Consider the following 16,976-nt stretch of genomic DNA (forward strand, 5'->3'; position numbering starts at 1 on the left):
TATCTCCAACCGCAATCAGCGGTCGAAGTCCGGCGTGTTTCACAGATAGCTGCCGGAATTCCTCGATCGGACCCATATATGGGAGTCCATCTATCTCTTTGGGGGTAAGCAAATTATCGTCTAGAAAACCGAGGATGTTGGCTTGACAAGAGCTCGCGAGACTCATCGCGCAGCGTCCCAAGGAAGATGCTCCAACGATTACTATTTTTTGCATTTCGCTTTTAGTTTAGTTTTCCTGCGTCGATCACGGTGCGATCTGTGCAGGAGTGATCGGTGTAATCAAAACGCAAGAACGCCCAGCAGTCCTTCCCGAAGTATGGAGATATTCTTTGGTACAGTGGGTCGTGGTCAGAGATTGCTCGCACTGCTTGCTCGGTCCCGTGCCCATGCAGCCCAAAAACCACTAAAACGGCCTTTGATTTCGAATTCTTGTCGTCTAAATGCAGAAGTCGTAGGATGAGGGCGTAATCTCGAGCCACGAACTCGCGTGCGTCGTACACTGGTGCAAACTCATCTCCTTTAAAGCGAAAAGCGCCGCTCACTTGATCATATAAAACGGGAACCCTTCCCCCTAGTCGTTGAAGAACTTGCTCGGTTATGCCGTTTGCCTTCGGGCCGCCAAGCGTGACGAAGCTGTCCTCAATCAATTCATCAATCCTTACGGCTGAGCCCGCCCTTATCTTTACTTTCCGGAAATCAGCCAAAGCACTCCTGACCTCGGAATACGCCTGAACGTCTGTAATGCTAACTTTGGCAGGACTTCTTGGCTTGGCCCCGGCCTTATCGGTCAGGACGACCGGGAGGGGGCCCTTCCCAGCTATGAAGGGTTTCCAGAATTTCCGTTGCCCGCGCGTTTTGAACCATCTGTACAAATGCGGAAACGTCCACCCAACGATTGCTCCTAGAATGCTCCATATCGGCCACTGGATTATGTTGCCGACTTCGCTCAAATAGGGGTTGCCTAATAGGCTGGTCACAAAATCACCCACTGTGATTCAATCTAATATTTGCTGCATATCGCAAGAATTGCGGCTACGGTTGGTGCGTGCGTGATCTCTCCGGTTCGTACCATCTGCAAGCTGTCGTCGATTCTGAGGAAGCGTGTTCCCAATTCAGCGTCGGACTTGGTGGCGCCCTGTGCAACGGCGGTCGAGAAAACATGCGTGCGATGGATCGTTGTTGAAAGATCAAGGTCTAGTGTGAATAGAAAGCGGCTTGGGCCGGGTATCAATCCCGTTTCCTCGCAGAATTCCCTAGTTGCGGCTTGTAGTGGGGTTTCGCCATCATTCATGATCCCGCCGGGCAACTCGAGCGTGCGCCTTGCCGTCGGCGTACGGAATTGCTCCACGAGCACTATTTGGTCGCTGTCAACCAAACAGGCCAAGCAAGCCGACTCTGGAAATCTGTAAGTCGTCCCCTTTTGAACGTTCACATTAGTTGAACTCAACGAGACCTCCAATCGGCGCCTCTGCCGCGCGGAACGAACACCGGCGTGTCTGCTGGATATTGGGAAAGCGGCGAACTCGCACGTCGCGTATGTCGGCACTACGGAGCGGCCAGCGTAACATAGTGCCGCTACTATGCCCAATGCCTCAATGGAATTCGAATAGCACGAAATTTTTCCAAGCGTTGAGCGCTTGGCGGACCGCGCGTTGGTTGCAGACACTAACTCGCGCCGCAGAAGGGCGTGATCCTTTCGGGTGAGTTCACGAGAAGCTGAACCCATCCTGACGATCACTCGTCGCAACACCTGTGAGCATCATTATTCCCTCGTCCAGTCCTCCAGCCGCAATCCGGCAATACGCTGGAATTCGGCGGTGTTGTTGCTGACGAGCGGCAGGCCGCGCGCTATCGCTTGACCGGCGATCAGGATGTCATAGGGACCGATCGGCGTGCCGCGCCGCGCCAGCTCCGCCCGGATCTCGCCGGCGGCTCGCGCGTCCTTTTGGTCGAGGTCGAGGATGTCGAGATCGGCAAAGAGGAGACGGAGCGTTTCCAGGTTGAATTCGACCTTCTGGCTGCGATAGGCGCCGAAGTAGAGTTCGTGGGCAACGATGGATGAGATCGCGAGCGCGCCAGGCTCGCTGGCTTCGACCCTGCGCAGGAGAGGCTCTGACCGGCGTGCGACAAGCGCGATGACGGCGTTGGTGTCGAGCAGCCATTTCGTCATCGAAACTCCCGGTCGAGATCCGGGCGCGTCTGCTCTTCGGGTTGCTCTCGGCCCTCAGCCATGAAGTCCGGGCTGAAACCGCGCGTGACAGCCGCTCGAAGCGACGCCCAGGGCCCGGTGGCGCTCCGCTTCGGGCGCAGGATCACGGCATCGCCTTCGCGTGAAACCTCGACCTCGTCGACCGTAAAACGAAAATCCCTCGGGAGCCGGACGGCCTGGGAATTACCGGACTTGAACACCTTGGCGATATGGGGCATGGCGACCTCATGTATATACATATATGTATATACACTGCTGTGTCAACGCATGCAAGACGGAGCCACGGTTCTACTTTGCATGGAGTTGTTTTTCATATTTGCGGAGGACGCTCCAAGCGGCGTCGGGCAAAACAAGCGGACACCCGTCAATCCCTTCCACAAAAAAATATTCTACTTTCCAGAATTTCGGATTTGTGGCATATGACGCTTATCCCGGCCCCGCCAGAGGGGCGCTTCGCGATCGTCACGAGATGCGGGTCGGGGTGCGGTGGACGCGGCAGCGCCGGCGCGAAGGCGATGACAGGGCGGGCAACCGTGAGTCATGCGCATCGCGGGACGAACGGCGCGGTCACAACGGCGAGGTCAGGCTTCAGGGGGCGAGCACACGCGAGCGTCCGATGCTCCCGGCCCGGCCGTCCGCGGACGGAGAAGTCGTGTGGTCCTGACGCCCGCAGGCTGGCGTCAAGTCTTGCGGTGATGCGGCGGCCCGACCGGGTGCGCACATCGATCAGCCGCGAAGACGACGGGGGCAATAGTGCAACGCTCCCCGAGGAGAGCACGAAGGACGCCGTTAAAACCATCCGCGCAGGGAAGGCCGGGCGATCGGCATCACCTGTGATCCACCCCGTGTGCATTTCTGTTGCGCACGGATTGCGGGTGCCGCCGGCGCCCGGTCTTCCCTGCGCCCTCTGGTCTTTCAAGGGGCGAAACGAACAGCAAAGCTCGGGCGAAAGAAGCCGCGAGAGCGCGCAGGTGTGTCTGCGAGGAAGAGAGCGCATGGCAAGAGCAAGCTGGTGCCGCACACGTTGGGTTGGGCAGCGTGCCCATAAGTCCGACGAGACTTGCTCAAAAGAAAAGGCCCGGTCGCGATCGCGGCCGGGCCCTCGTCGTGAGAGTTGATTGCGTCCGCTTACGCCGCCGTCGAAGCCTTCCGCGCCGCCTTCTCCTGCGCGGCGGCGGCCTCGTCCTTGCGGATCTCCGACAGGCGCTTCTGCACTTCCGCCGAGAAGATGTACTGCGCCGGGCGCTGCTTGGACATGTCGATCTCCGGCGCCATCGGGCCCGAGGTCCTGATGCCGCGCAGCGACACCCACATCGCCTTCAGCGGGTTGTTGAGGGCTGCGGTCGCCGCGGTCGGCTCGTAGCCGCAATGGGCCATACAGTCGGCGCACTTCTCGTATTTGCCGGTGCCGTAGGTTTCCCAGTCGGTGGTGTCCATCAGCTCCTTGAAGGTTTTTGCGTAACCTTCACCGAGCAGGTAGCAGGGCTTCTGCCAGCCGAAGATGTTGCGCGCGGGCATGCCCCAGGGCGTGCACTCGTATTCCTGGTTGCCGGCGAGGAAGTCCAGGAACAGGCCGGAATGCATGAAGTTCCACTTCTTGCCCTTGCCCATCGCGAAGACGTCGCGGAACAGCTTCTTGGTCTTGGTGCGGTTGAGGAAGTGCTCCTGGTCCGGCGCGCGCTCATAGGCGTAGCCCGGCGACATCGAGACGCCGACACCGAGCTCGACGGTGAGGTCGAGGAACTTCGCGATCTCCTCGGCCGGATGACCGTCGAAGATGGTGGCGTTGACGTTGACGGTGAAGCCGCGCGCCTTGGCCGCCTTGATCGCGGAGACGGCGCGGTCGAACACGCCCTTCTGCGACACGGCCTTGTCGTGATGGTCCTTCAGGCCGTCGAGATGCACGGAGAAGAACAGGTAAGGGGAGGGCTCGAACAGGTCGAGCTTCTTCTCGAGCAGCAGTGCGTTGGTGCAGAGCGAGACGAACTTCTTGCGCGCAACGAGGCCGCGCACGATCTCGCCGATCTCCTTGTGGATCAGTGGCTCGCCGCCGGGAATGGCGACCATCGGCGCGCCGCACTCGTCGGCGGCGTCCCAGCACTCCTGCGCGGTCATGCGGCGGTTGAGGATCGCGTCCGGATAATCGATCTTGCCGCAGCCGACGCAGGCGAGGTTGCAGCGAAACAGCGGCTCCAGCATCAGCACGAGCGGATAGCGTTTGCGGCCAAGCAGTTTCTGCTTGAGCAAATAGCCGCCGATACGCATTTCCTTGAAGAAGGGGATGGCCATTACAAGTTTCTTTCTGGGCTTTTCAATTCGGGTGGGTCAGCTCGCAGCCAGTTGGGCCGGAAGCCGGAATTCGATATTTTCCTCGCGGCCCGGCAGTACCTGGACCTTGACCGGTCCGATCCGCCGCATCGCTTCGATCACGTCATCCACGAGTACCTCAGGCGCCGAAGCGCCGGCCGTGATGCCGACGGTCCTGGCATTCTTCAACCACTCCGGATTGAGCGCGCTGCCGTCGGCAATCAAATAACTCGCGACGCCGGCCTCGGTGCCGATTTCGCGAAGCCGGTTCGAGTTCGAGCTGTTGGCAGCGCCCACCACCAAGATCACGTCGACCAGCTTGCTCAAGTCCCTTACCGCAGATTGGCGGTTCTGTGTCGCATAGCAGATATCCCGGATATCCGGGCCTTGAATATCTGTAAAGCGGGCCTGAAGAGCCGTGATGATGTCCCTGGTGTCGTCGACCGACAGGGTGGTCTGGGTGATGTAGGCCACTGGCGTATCTGCCGGCAGCGTCAGCGCATTAACCTCTTGAACGCTTTGGACAAGCAGGACGGGGGCGGGAACCTGGCCCATCGTGCCTTCGACCTCGGGGTGCCCGGCATGGCCGATCAGGATCAGCGTGCGGCCCTTGCTGATGTAGCGCTTCCCCTGATTGTGAACTTTCGTGACCAGGGGGCAGGTGGCATTGAGCACCGGAAGGTCGCGCGCGGCGGCCTCTTCCTCGACGCTGCGGGCGACGCCATGGGCGCTGAAGACCGTGACCGCCTTCGGCGGGACCTCGGACAGCTCTTCGACGAAGATCGCGCCTTTGTTCTTCAGGCTCTCGACGACGTATTTGTTGTGGACGATCTCGTGGCGCACGTAGACGGGCGGGCCGTACTTCTCCAGCGCCCGTTCCACGATCTCGATTGCACGCACCACGCCCGCGCAGAAGCCGCGCGGTTGCGCCAGATAAACTTCCATTGGACGCCCATCACGCAAGTTGCACCCATCCGCTTCGTAAAGTCCCCGGCGGCACTCCGACCAATGAGTTGCAATATCCGCACCATTGGTTCGCGCACGCGGTAGCCACCCACCCTCGTCGGGGCTCCGGCGCATGGAGGCGCAAGGCTTTGTGTCAAAAAATCGGCAACAAGGAAAGGTCGAATGAAACCTGGGCGCCTCGGCGGGGCAATTTTAGGTAATATAGTAGGGTAATCGTTGCAAGCAAGATGGGCAACATCTGTGCCCAGCTCTTCGTCACTTTCCCGCCTCAACTCCCCGGCTATACCGACGGCCCCCGCATGATTTTGCCCGGTCTCCCGCCGTTTACCTCGAACCGTGTGCGGCAAGAGCCACTCAAAACAGCAATAGGTTTCGCCCGGGAACTCCGATAAACAGCGGGCGTTTCCGGCAAGCTGTTAACCGCAGAAAGAAAAGAAGTGCTGCAAAGCGTCGTCGTTGCCATCGTCAGGGCCTGCACCCGGTTTGCCTCCCTCGTCGTCGTTCTCGGGCTCCTGCTGGCGGTGGCCGCGGGCTATTACGCGTCCCAGCACTTCGCCATCAACACCGACATCAATTCGCTGATTGCCCAGAATCTGGACTGGCGCCAGCGCGACCAGCAGTTCGACCGGGCCTTCGACCGCGATGCGACGATCACGGCGGTCGTCGAGGCCAAGACCCCCGAAATGGCGAGCGCAGCGTCGGACGCGCTCTATGCCAAGCTGAAGGACGACAAGACCAACTTCCAGTCGATGCAGCAGCTCGGCAGCGGCGAGTTCTTCGAGAAGAACGGCCTGTTGTTCCTGCCGACCGAGGAGGTCGGCAAGATCACCGGCCAGTTTGAATCCGCAGCGCCCCTGATCGAGATCATGGCCGGCGATCCCTCGATCCGCGGCCTGACCGGCGCGCTCGAGACGGGCCTTGCCGGCGTCAAGCGCGGCCAGGTCAAGCTCGACAACACCGCGCGGCCTTTCAACCTGATCGCGCAGACCGTCGAGACCGTGCTCAACAAGGGGCATGCGAGCTTCTCATGGCGCGAGCTCGTCAGCGACGAGCCGCTGTCGGATTCCGACAAGCGCGCCTTCATCGAGTTCAAGCCGATCCTCGACTACAACGCGCTGGAGCCCGGCAAGGGCGCCACCGACGCGATCCGCAAGGCCGCCGCGGATCTGGATTTTCCGACCAAATTCCAGGCGCGGGTGCGGCTGACCGGCCCGGTCCCGATCGCCAACGAGGAATACGCCACCGTCCAGGAGGGGGCCGTCATCAACGGCATCGGCACGGTTCTCGTCGTGCTGCTCATCCTCTGGCTCGCGCTGCATTCGGCGAAGATCATCTTCGCGGTGTTCATCAATCTCTTCGTGGGCCTCGCGCTGACGACCGCGGCCGGCCTGATGATGGTCGGATCGTTCAATCTGCTGTCGATCGCGTTCGCGGTGCTGTTCGTGGGGCTGGGCGTCGATTTCGGTATCCAGTACAGCGTCCGCTACCGCTCGGAGCGTTACAAGCACAACGATCTCTCCGGCGCGCTGGTGCTTGCCGCCAAGCGCTCTGCGGTGCCGCTGTCGCTGGCGGCCATGGCGACTGCGGCCGGCTTCCTCTGTTTCCTGCCGACCGATTACAAGGGCATCTCCGAGCTCGGCCAGATTGCCGGCGTCGGCATGCTGGTGGCGTTCCTCTCCAGCATCACCGTACTGCCGGCGATGCTGAAGCTGTTGAACCCGCCCGGTGAGCAGGAGCCCGTCGGTTATGCCTTCCTGGCGCCCCTCGACCACTTCCTGGAGAAGCACCGTGTGCTGGTCGTGGGCGGCACGCTGCTGTTGGCGCTCGCCGGCCTGCCGCTGCTCTACTTCCTGAAGTTCGACTTCAACCCGATGAACCTGCGCAACCCGCACGCTGAATCGATCGCGACCTTCCTGGATTTGCGCAAGGACCCCAACACCGGCGCCAATGCCATCAACGTGATGACCACGTCGGAAGAGCAGGCAAGGGCGGTCGAGGCGAAGCTGGAGAAGGTGCCTGAGGTGCTCAGGGTGATGTCGCTCAACAGCTTTGTGCCGCAGGACCAGCCGCCGAAGCTGAAGCTGCTCGCGCAGGGCGCCAAGGTGCTGAACCCCGCACTCAATCCCGACCAGATCGACGCGGCGCCGTCGGATCAGGAAAACGTCGAGGCGCTGAAGTCCTCGGTCGACAATTTGCGCCGGACCGCGGGTGAGGCGAAGGGCCCGGGTGGGGTCGCCTCGCGCCGTCTGGCAGACTCGCTCGAAAAGCTCGCCAATGGTGACGAGGCCACGCGCAACAAGGCGCAGGACGTGTTCGTCACGCCGATGAAGATCGTGTTCGACCAGCTCAGAAGCGCGATGCAGGCCGAGCCTGTCACCCTGAAGTCACTGCCGCCGGATCTCGTCAGCGCCTGGAAGAGCAAGGACATCATCCGCGTCGAGGCGTTGCCCAAGGGCGATCCCAACGACAATGACACGCTGCGCAAATTTGCGGCGGCGGTGCTCGTTGCCGAGCCGACCGCGATCGGCGGCCCGGTCTCGATTCTGAAATCCGGCGACACCGTGGTGAAGGCGTTCATCCATGCCGGCATCTATGCGCTGCTGGTGATCGGCCTGTTGCTGTGGATCACGCTGCGCCGCTTCGTCGATGTGCTGATGACGCTGGTGCCGCTGCTGGTGGCCGGCGCGGTGACGCTCGAGATCTGCGTGCTGATCGGCCTGCCGCTCAACTTCGCGAACATCGTCGCGTTCCCGCTGCTGCTCGGCGTCGGCGTCGCCTTCAAGATCTATTATGTCGTGGCCTGGCGCTCGGGCAGGACAAACCTGCTCCAGACCAGCCTGACACGCGCGATCTTTTTCAGCGCGCTGACGACGGCGACCGCGTTCGGCAGTCTGTGGCTGTCGAGCCATCCCGGCACGTCCAGCATGGGCAAGCTGCTGGCCCTCTCGCTGGTCACGACGCTCGCGGCCGTGCTGCTGTTCCAGCCGGCCCTAATGGGCAAACCCCGCAATCTCAGGGAGTAGGCAGATGTCGCCGACCGGGTCGGCGGCGCCCTTCTGACCGGGCTTGGCTGCGCCGGCCGACTTCGGGACCGCGGGCGCAGGTGCAGGTGCAGCTGCGACCGTCGCTCCTGTGGCTTTCGGCGCCGCGCCGGCGGACTTGGGCGCGCCCTTGGCCATGGCATTGGCGGTGCTCAAGGGGATCGGCGGGCCAACCCGGGTCCAGGTCTCGCCGCCGCAGAGGAAGCCCATCACGCAACCTTTGATCTCGAGCTGGTCGGCGCCGACAGGCGTAATGGTCGCGCTGTAGAGCTGGCCGTCCTTGGCGTTGTAGACCTGCCCCTCCCACTGATCGGCGCCGGGCTTCTTCTTCATGTCGATCAGCGTCGCCATGCCCAGCGTCGGCCTGGTCTTTTTCGAGGCATCCGGGTTGTTCTCGTCGCGGCCGCCGGGCTGTTTTTCCCAGGAAACCGCGCCCCACATGCTGCCATTGCATTGGGCGACACGAATGTTGGCGACGGCATCGGCAACCCGCCAATCGCCGGTGGGATCGGCAGCGAGCGCGGGGGTCAGGCAGGTGTAACCACCAGCCAGTATTATTCCGGTGTAAAGGGCCAAACGCATGATAGTTCCTCGGCAGTGCAACATGGTCTAAAGCTGTGCTTGCGAAGATGGTCCGAAAAAGGGCAAAAGGCCGCACAAACCGTTTTCAGTAACGGTCCGTTTTCAGTTGACGAGACGGCCCTCAACCGAAGTATGTAGCGGATGCACAGTCCAAATCCAGACATGTCTCAGCTATTCGCGGACCGTCAGGCCCAGCGTAGCGCCCTGCATAATCGGTATCTGAACGAGCAGTTCGTTCGGGTCCTCAAGACCATCGGCTACGATGTCGGCTTCCAGAAGGGTCAGGGGCAGTATCTTTACGACCGCGACGGTGCGCGCTATCTCGACCTGTTGTCCGGCTTTGGCGTATTTGCGATCGGGCGCAATCATCCCGTCATGCGCGAGGCGCTCAAGAGCGTGCTCGACGCCGACCTGCCCAATCTCGTCCAGTTCGACGTCTCGGTGCTCGCCGGCGTGCTCGCCGAGCGGCTTCTGAAATACGTTCCCTATCTCGACAAGGTGTTCTTCGCCAATTCCGGCGCCGAATGTGTCGAAGCTGCAATCAAATTCGCCCGCGGCGCCACCGGCCGCCCCGGCATCGTCTATTGCGCCCACGGCTATCACGGACTGACCTATGGCGCGCTGTCGCTGACGGGTGATTCGAACTTCCGCACCGGCTTCGAGCCGCTGCTGCCGGGGTGCACGTCGATCCCGTTCAACGATCTGGCCGCGCTCGAAAAGGCGCTGGCCTCGCGCGAGGTCGCGGCCTTCGTCGTCGAGCCGATTCAGGGCAAGGGCGTGAACATGCCCACCGACGAGTTTCTGCCCGGCGCGGCCGCGCTCTGCAAGAAATACGGCACGCTGTTCGTCGCCGACGAGATCCAGACCGGCATGGGCCGCACTGGCCGCTTCCTCGCGGTCGAGCACTGGAACGTCGAGCCCGACATGGTGCTGCTGTCGAAGTCGCTGTCCGGCGGCCACGTGCCTGTTGGTGCGGTGCTGACGCGCAAGGCCATCTTCGACAAGATCTTCAACCAGATGGACCGTGCGGTCGTGCACGGCTCCACCTTCTCCAAGAACGACCTTGCCATGGCTGCGGGCATCGCCACGCTCGACGTCATGGAGTCCGAGAAGCTGATCGAGTCCGCAGCCAAGCGCGGCGCCGAGCTGCGCCTCGCGCTGACGCGCATGGTGCCGGGCTACGAGCTGATGAAGGAAGTGCGCGGCAAGGGCCTGATGATCGGCGTCGAGTTCGGCCCGCCGAAGTCGCTGCGGCTGCGCGCCTCCTGGAATGTGCTGGAGGCGGCCAACAAAGGCCTGTTCTGCCAGCTCATCACCGTGCCGCTGTTCAAGGATCACAAGGTCCTGACCCAGGTCGCCGGCCACGGCAGCCACACCATCAAACTGCTGCCGCCGCTCACCATCACCGAGGAAGACTGCGGCTGGATCGAGCGCGCCTTCGACGACGTCATCGCCGGCAGCCACAAGGTCCCCGGCGCGATCTGGTCGCTCGGCAAGACGCTGGTGGACAACGCTGTGCGGCGGTCGGCGTAAGGCCGATCGCTCAGGCCGCCTTGGGCTTGTTCACAGTCTCGATGCGGTCGAGCGCTTTGCCGAGATCGCGTTTGGCGATCTGGATGTCGTAATCGTTCTGAAGATTGAGCCAAAGCTCGGCAGTCGTGCCGAGCGCCTTGGCAAGCCGAAGTGCGGTGTCGGCCGTGATCCCGGTCTGCTCACCCGCGATCCGCTCGATACGCGTGCGCGGCAGGCCGCATGCCCTGGCGAGCGCACCAGCCGACATGCTCAGCGGAATCAGAAATTCTTCCCGCAGAACCTCACCAGGATGCATGGGCTTGAGCTTTTTGGCCATCGTCGTGCTCTCCTAGTGATAGTCCACGATCTCGACTTCAGTTGGACCATCTGCCGTCCAGACGAAGCATATCCGGAACTGATCGTTGATCCTGATCGAATGCTGTCCCTTGCGATCAGAGGTAAGAGCCTCTGAGGCGGTTGCCTGGCGGCGCCCTTAAATCGCTGAGTTCACCTGCAGCGTGAAGTTAGCGCAGCTTCCGGCGCGCATCCTTCACCAAATCGGCCGGAAAGCCCTTGGGACTTTCGCCGCTAAAGACCGCTTCAGTCTTTTTATCCCGAAACGTCCTGATCACTCAAGCAGTGTATCATTGTTTGATACATAAGCTAGTGCTCGTATCAGTGCATGATACATTCCTCAGGGGCTATCCCTCCACGTTCGCCTTCATCGCCGCCTCGAACTTGTCGACGAATTCGGCGAGCTCGTCGGCGCCGATGTCGCTGACGGCCCAGAAGTTGAGGCCACGCTCGCCCCAGCGGCGGCAATTGAAGCCCTGCATGGTCTGGGTCTTCGGCGGCCGGTGCTCGCTGCTCGACGTTTGCGACACGAACAGATTGACGACGTGTTGCCGTCGCTTGTAGACGACCGCGCCGATGGCGCGGGCATCGATATAATCGAGCCGGCCACCGACCAGCGTGAAACCTTGCGCGGTGAGATCGATCACGGGCGGGGCGACGTCGAGCTTGCCGTTGAACCACGGCTTGACCGTATGTTGATCGGTCGAGACCACATCGGTGAGATGACCGGCCTGAAGCGAGCGCAGATGCGCGGAGACGACCTCCGACAGGATGCGCTGCTGGTCGTCCTGGCGCAGCACCAATGCGACGATGCCCGTCGCGGCCAGTGCGGAGACCGCCGAGCCCATCGCAAAGCCGCGCAGCACGGAGCGGCGGCTCGGTTGCTGGCGCTGCGCTTGCGGCAGCGACGCCTCGATCCGACTGCGCAAGCTTGCGGGCGCGGTGTAGCGCAGATTGGTATCAGTGAGCACGCGCTGCATCTCGCGCTGTGCGGCGAATTCCGCGGCGCAGTCCGGGCAGCCGGCGATATGGCCCTCGACCTCGCGCGCATGGCCGGCATCGAGCTCGTTGTCGAGCAGCGCGTGAAGCAGGATCCTTGCTTCGTCGCAGGTCATCTTGAGTGCTCCTCTTCCGCCGTCCAGGCTGCGCGCAGCATGGCGCGAGCGCGGGCGAGGCGGGACATCACGGTGCCGACGGGGGCGCCGATGGCCTCGGCGATTTCACGATAGGACAGGTTGTTGATCTCGCGCAGCACGAAGGTTTCCTTGAACGGCTCGGCGAGCGTCTCGATCAGCTTGCGGATCGCACCGGCATCGCGGCTGCGCAGCACCTCGGTTTCCGGGCTCGCCTCGCTCTCCTGCCAGATCGGCGTCTGTTCGGCAGCGCCAGGCGTGTCCTCGATCGCGCTCGGCCGATGCGCGCGCCTTGCATATTCGGCGTTGCAGACGTTGCGCAGGATCGCGAACAGCCAGGGCTTGATGGCCGGGCCGCGATAGCTGTCGAAATGCTTCAGCGCGCGCAGATAGCACTCCTGCACCGCGTCTTCCGCGTCGGAAGCGTCGCGCAGCAGATAGCGCGCGAGCGTATAGACGTCGTCGAGATGGGGCAGCGCCGCTTCACGGAAGCGTTGCGCCTTCTGCAAATCGTCGGTGCCGGGCATCGCTCCTCGCTCTGCCTCTTGTTGTGCTTGCGGCTTCGTTTCGTCCCTGTGCGTGGTGGAAGGCACACGAGCCCGGCCGGCGTGGGACCACCGGCCGGGCAAGACGTTGATGCCTTGGTTCGAGATGTTACTCAACCTTGATCATCCCCGTCATGTGCGGGTGCAGCGAACAAAAATACTTGTAGTCGCCCGCATTGGTGAAGGTGAACGAGAACTTGTCGTCAGTGTCCAGGGTCTTGGACCTGAACTTGCCGGCCGACACCACGGTGTGCGGGATGTCATCCCGGTTGGTCCAGCTCACGGTGGTGCCGACCTTGATCTTGAGCTCGGCCGGCTGGAAAACGAAATTGTCGATATGCACGTCCATGTCGTCGGCTCGGGCTTTCGTTGCGGGCAACAGGACGGCCGTGGCCAAAACGAGACCGAGGTCGAGGCCGAAATCGCGGCGATTGAGTGTCTTCATTGTCGGCTTCCTGCCTCAACCTTGAAGCGGCGTGTCGATGATCGCGAGCCGCTGCTCGTTCTGCTTGAAGTTGATGCTGGCTACGCCGAGCATGCCGCGAAGCTTTGCGTCCTCGACCTTCATCGGTCCGGGCGAGGGGGCGGAGCCCGGCGCCGGCTGCGGGAAGGCGGTCGAGCGCGCGGTGTGGAAGGTGACGCTGCCCTCGACCTTCTGCATCACCTGGTGGATGTGGCCGTTCAGTACGGTGACCGAACCGAAGCCTTTCACCTGTTCCAGCGCACGGCCACCGTCCTCGGTGCCCCAGCCCCATTCCGGATAGACGGTCCAAAGCGGGATGTGCGCGAACAGCACGATGGGCGTTGATTTCGACTTGCCGCGCAGATCGTCCGCGAGCCAGGCGAGCTGCTCGGCGCCGAGATTGCCGAGACCGCCGGCCTTGAGATCGACGACGTTGACGAGGCCGATGAAGTGCACGCCGCCAGCGTCGAAGGCGTACCAGCCCTGGCCCTTGGTGCCGCGGCCGTAGCGCTCGCGATAGAGCTTCACCTCCTCGTCGAGGAAGTCATGCTCGCCGGGTACGTAATGCACGTCCAGCTTGGTCTGCGAGATGATGCGCTCGGCATTGTCGAATTCGGCGGCCTTGGACAGATGGGTGATGTCGCCGGTGTGGATCATGAAGGAGGGCTTGGCCGGCATCGCGTTGATCTTGTTGACGGCCTCCTCCAGCGTGCCGAGCGCGTTGGGATTGGCCGGCTTGTCGAAGCCGACATGGCTGTCGCTGATCTGGAGGAAGGTCATGCCGGGAGCAGCCGCGGTCGCGGCTTGCGCGGAATCGATGATGCCGAGCGAACGCGGCACACCGCCGGTGATGGTCCAGAGCACGCCAGTGCCGGCCCAGGTCATGCATTCCAGGACCTTGCGGCGGCTGACGCCGTCGTCGCCGTGATCGTGTCCGCTCATCGCGCATCTCCACTTCGCCCGGAATTGGGCGTCGGGGAGGTGATCGGGAGAGGGAGGGGCTTATTCCCTGTTACGATGACGATTTCGTGAGGTCGCTCTCGTGTCCCGGACGCGCAACGTTGCTGCGCGGAGCCCCAGAAGGCCGCACAATACGTGGTGAGACAGACCCCGGCTCTGCGCAGCAGCGTTGCACGCTGCAGCGCGTCCGGGGCACGAGCCTACTTTGCGAACTCCCGGACTGCTTCCACCACTCGCCCCGGCACTTCCTGCGCCACGCAATGCCCGGCACCCTCGAACACCATCGTGCTGACCTGCGGAATCAGCGATACCGCGCGTCGCGCCATCTCCTTATAGATCGGCCCCGACTTCGCCGCGGTCGTGACGCGCGCGGGACATTCGATCCCGGTGAGCGAGGCAAACGGATTGCCGCGCGCATCGCCGACGTAGACCTGCTCCATCGCCTCGTAAATCGGACGCAGAATCTCCGACTCGATCTCGGGCGTGCAGCAGAGCCGGACCCTGCCATCATCGAGCGGCACGAAGCCGTGGCGCACATACGCCCGCAGCGAGGTCTCGGTCCAATCCGCAAACGCTGGTGCCGTGCGGTAGCGTTCGAACACAGCGTCGGCGCTGTCGAACTCCGCTCGCCGACGCAGCGTGCCCAGCACGCGGGCGAGGGATTCCTCGCTCAATCCCCCGGAGCGCGCCGCGCGCGGATCCATGACGGTCGGCTCCATCACGAAGAGGCGCGTGAAGCATCCCGGCAGCATCCTTGCTGCCAGCAGCAGGTCAGTCGCGCCCGCGCTGTGGCCTATGCCGTAGACGTCGCGGAGATCAAGTGCATCGATCACCCGGCAGACGTCGTCGGCGTAATCCAGGAAGTGATAAACGTCGGGCTTGTGGCTGGCGCCGTGGCCGCGGCGGTCGAGCGCATAGACGGTGTAGGTCGACGCCAGCTCGCACGCGACCTCGCTCCAGACGTCTGCGACGAAGCCGGTGCCATGCAGGAGGAGAGCGGGCGATTTGCCGCTCGCGCCCCATTGCAGCATAGCGATCTCTGTGTCGGCGGGGCCGATTGAAAAGCGATGCGGGTTGATCATGGGATGAGGATACTACTTCGCATCCTCCAAAATCATGGTTGAGCCTTTCTCGGCGATCATCGCGGTCGGCGTATTGGTATTCCCCGACGTGATCGTCGGCATGATCGAGGCATCGACGATGCGCAAACCTTCGAGGCCGTAGAAGCGCAGGCGCTCGTCGACCACCGCCATCGGATCGCTTGCAGCGCCCATCTTCGCGGTGCCGACGGGATGGAAGATGGTGGTGCCGATATCGCCGGCGGCTTTCGCAAGCGAAGCATCGTCGTCGCCGACGGAGGGACCGGGCAGGTATTCGCTCGGACGATACTTGGCGAGTGCCTTCTGCTGCATCAGGCGGCGCGTGGTGCGGATGGCGTCGGCACCGACCTGGCGGTCGTCTTCGGTCGACAGATAATTCGGCGCGATGATCGGCTTTTCGTCCGGCGTTGCCGAACGTAGCCGCACGGTGCCGCGCGAGGTCGGCTGGAGATTGCAGGCGCTCACCGTGATGGCGGGGAAGCGGTGCAGGGGATCGCCGAACTTGTCGAGCGACAATGGCTGCACGTGGAACTGGATGTTGGCGCGCGCGCGCGTTGCATCCGAGCGGGTGAAGATGCCGAGCTGCGACGGCGCCATGGTCAGCGGGCCGCGGCGGCGGAAGGCGTAGTCGAGCCCCATCAAGCCGCGGCGGAACAGGTTGTAATAGGTCTCGTTCAGCGTGCGCACGCCCTCGACCTTGTAGATCGCGCGCTGCTGCAGATGGTCCTGCAGATTGCGTCCCACGCCGGGCTTGTCCATGACGATGTCGATGCCGAGCGGCGACAGCCAGTCGGCCGGCCCGATGCCCGAGCGATGCAGCACCTGCACTGAGCCGATCGAACCTGCCGAGAGGATCACCTCGCGCCTCGCCCGCGCCTCGATGATCTCGCCGTTCTGGATGAAGCGCACGCCAACGGCGCGGCCCTGCTCGATGATCAGGCGGTCGACCAGGACGTGCTTTTCGAGCCGCAGGTTCGGACGGTTCAGTGCGGGCTTGAGGAAGCCGCGCGCCGACGACCAGCGCCGGCCACGCTTCTGGTTGACGTGGAAATAGCTGGTGCCTTCGTTGTCGCCGATATTGAAATCAAGGATGCGCTTGATGCCCATCTCCTCGGCGGCGTCGCCGACGGCATCGAGAACGTCCCACGACAGCCGCGGCGCCTCGATGCGCCAGCCGCCGCCCGCGCCGTGATGCTCGCTCGCGCCCAGGAAGTGATCTTCCAGCCGCTTGAATAGCGGCAGCACGTCGTCATAGCCCCAGCCGGTCATGCCGAGCTGGCGCCAGTGATCGTAGTCGGCGGCCTGTCCGCGCATCGAGATCATGGCGTTGATCGCCGAGCAGCCGCCGATCACCTTGCCGCGGGGGTAGGCCAGCGAACGGCCGTTCAGGCCCGGCTCGGCCTCGGTCTTGAACATCCAGTCCGAGCGCGGATTGCCGATGGCGAAGAGATAGCCGACCGGGATGTGGAACCAGATCCAGTTGTCGTCGCCGCCGGCTTCGAGGATGAGGACGCGATTGTTGGGGGCGGCTGACAGCCGGTTGGCGATGATACAGCCCGCCGTACCGGCTCCGACGACAATGTAGTCAAACTCACCTTCGAGCCGTCTTGGCATTCTGCTTCCACCCAAACAGGCGTCATGCCCGGGCTTGTCCCGGGCATCCACGCGCTTTCTGTCCTAATAGGCAGACGTGGATGGCCGGGACAAGCCCGGCCATGACGAGAGGACAGAGCTCCCCCGGACTCTCAGGCAGTTGGGTGGACTCGCGCTTGCATGGTAGACAGTCCTGCATTTTCAACAAAGC

Annotated in this window: 16 protein-coding genes and 1 pseudogene; 2 read left to right on the forward strand and 15 right to left on the reverse strand. The window is 62.7% G+C overall.

Going from position 1 to position 16,976, the window contains the following annotated elements; all coding sequences use genetic code 11:
* Positions 1 to 221: 221 nt before the first annotated feature.
* The 6 genes from IVA81_RS07040 to ispH form a co-directional block, all read right to left on the reverse strand.
* Positions 222 to 989 carry a hypothetical protein gene (locus IVA81_RS07040; RefSeq protein WP_247314121.1) on the reverse strand — a complete coding sequence of 256 codons (768 nt, stop codon included), beginning with the start codon at positions 987 to 989 and terminating at the stop codon, positions 222 to 224.
* A gap of 11 nt (positions 990 to 1,000) precedes the next feature.
* Complete coding sequence (locus IVA81_RS07045) at positions 1,001 to 1,447, reverse strand: NUDIX hydrolase (protein WP_247314123.1); 447 nt, start codon at positions 1,445 to 1,447, stop codon at positions 1,001 to 1,003.
* A gap of 315 nt (positions 1,448 to 1,762) precedes the next feature.
* Positions 1,763 to 2,170, reverse strand: coding sequence for a type II toxin-antitoxin system VapC family toxin (locus tag IVA81_RS07050; protein WP_247314125.1), 408 nt, complete (start codon positions 2,168 to 2,170; stop codon positions 1,763 to 1,765).
* Positions 2,167 to 2,427: a type II toxin-antitoxin system VapB family antitoxin gene (vapB, locus tag IVA81_RS07055; RefSeq protein WP_247314126.1), complete on the reverse strand. Its 261-nt coding sequence runs from the start codon at positions 2,425 to 2,427 to the stop codon at positions 2,167 to 2,169. The genes IVA81_RS07050 and vapB overlap by 4 nt, the downstream gene beginning before the upstream one ends.
* Positions 2,428 to 3,337: 910 nt before the next feature.
* Positions 3,338 to 4,498 carry an adenosyl-hopene transferase HpnH gene (hpnH, locus tag IVA81_RS07060; protein WP_247314128.1) on the reverse strand — a complete coding sequence of 387 codons (1,161 nt, stop codon included), beginning with the start codon at positions 4,496 to 4,498 and terminating at the stop codon, positions 3,338 to 3,340.
* Between the two features lie 36 nt (positions 4,499 to 4,534).
* Positions 4,535 to 5,461 carry a 4-hydroxy-3-methylbut-2-enyl diphosphate reductase gene (gene ispH / locus IVA81_RS07065; protein ID WP_247314130.1) on the reverse strand — a complete coding sequence of 309 codons (927 nt, stop codon included), beginning with the start codon at positions 5,459 to 5,461 and terminating at the stop codon, positions 4,535 to 4,537.
* A 458-nt stretch (positions 5,462 to 5,919) separates the two neighbouring features.
* On the opposite strand from ispH, the gene IVA81_RS07070 reads away from it, so the two are divergent.
* On the forward strand, positions 5,920 to 8,505 hold the full coding sequence (locus tag IVA81_RS07070; RefSeq protein WP_247314132.1) for an MMPL family transporter: 2,586 nt from the start codon (positions 5,920 to 5,922) through the stop codon (positions 8,503 to 8,505).
* Here the strand turns inward: IVA81_RS07070 and IVA81_RS07075 are convergent.
* A complete protein-coding gene (locus tag IVA81_RS07075; protein WP_247314134.1) occupies positions 8,473 to 9,105 on the reverse strand; it encodes a DUF2147 domain-containing protein in 633 nt (210 codons plus the stop codon). The two genes, IVA81_RS07070 and IVA81_RS07075, sit on opposite strands and share 33 nt — an antisense overlap.
* Positions 9,106 to 9,246: 141 nt before the next feature.
* Here IVA81_RS07075 and hpnO point away from each other — a divergent pair, with 141 nt between their 5' ends.
* Positions 9,247 to 10,638, forward strand: coding sequence for an aminobacteriohopanetriol synthase HpnO (hpnO, locus tag IVA81_RS07080; protein ID WP_247314137.1), 1,392 nt, complete (start codon positions 9,247 to 9,249; stop codon positions 10,636 to 10,638).
* Positions 10,639 to 10,648: 10 nt separating this feature from the next.
* Here hpnO and IVA81_RS07085 read toward each other — a convergent pair whose 3' ends face one another.
* From IVA81_RS07085 to IVA81_RS07120, 8 genes and pseudogenes are all read right to left on the reverse strand, one after another.
* Positions 10,649 to 10,954 carry a HigA family addiction module antitoxin gene (locus tag IVA81_RS07085; protein WP_247314139.1) on the reverse strand — a complete coding sequence of 102 codons (306 nt, stop codon included), beginning with the start codon at positions 10,952 to 10,954 and terminating at the stop codon, positions 10,649 to 10,651.
* A gap of 12 nt (positions 10,955 to 10,966) precedes the next feature.
* Positions 10,967 to 11,249, reverse strand: a pseudogene (locus IVA81_RS07090) (type II toxin-antitoxin system RelE/ParE family toxin).
* Positions 11,250 to 11,318: 69 nt separating this feature from the next.
* Complete coding sequence (locus IVA81_RS07095) at positions 11,319 to 12,086, reverse strand: anti-sigma factor (RefSeq protein WP_247314141.1); 768 nt, start codon at positions 12,084 to 12,086, stop codon at positions 11,319 to 11,321.
* Positions 12,083 to 12,631: a sigma-70 family RNA polymerase sigma factor gene (locus IVA81_RS07100; RefSeq protein ID WP_247314143.1), complete on the reverse strand. Its 549-nt coding sequence runs from the start codon at positions 12,629 to 12,631 to the stop codon at positions 12,083 to 12,085. Before IVA81_RS07100 ends, IVA81_RS07095 begins: the two co-directional genes overlap by 4 nt.
* 127 nt (positions 12,632 to 12,758) lie before the next feature.
* Positions 12,759 to 13,094, reverse strand: coding sequence for a plastocyanin/azurin family copper-binding protein (locus tag IVA81_RS07105; RefSeq protein WP_247314145.1), 336 nt, complete (start codon positions 13,092 to 13,094; stop codon positions 12,759 to 12,761).
* Between the two features lie 15 nt (positions 13,095 to 13,109).
* A complete protein-coding gene (locus IVA81_RS07110) occupies positions 13,110 to 14,054 on the reverse strand; it encodes a metallophosphoesterase (RefSeq protein WP_247314147.1) in 945 nt (314 codons plus the stop codon).
* A 218-nt stretch (positions 14,055 to 14,272) separates the two neighbouring features.
* Entirely contained in the window at positions 14,273 to 15,154 is an 882-nt protein-coding gene (locus IVA81_RS07115; protein ID WP_247314148.1) for an alpha/beta hydrolase, read from the reverse strand.
* Between the two features lie 12 nt (positions 15,155 to 15,166).
* Positions 15,167 to 16,786: a GMC family oxidoreductase N-terminal domain-containing protein gene (locus IVA81_RS07120; protein ID WP_247314151.1), complete on the reverse strand. Its 1,620-nt coding sequence runs from the start codon at positions 16,784 to 16,786 to the stop codon at positions 15,167 to 15,169.
* Positions 16,787 to 16,976 lie beyond the last annotated feature (190 nt).

It is taken from the genome of Bradyrhizobium sp. 141 (assembly GCF_023074055.1).
Classification (GTDB): Bacteria; Pseudomonadota; Alphaproteobacteria; order Rhizobiales; family Xanthobacteraceae; genus Bradyrhizobium.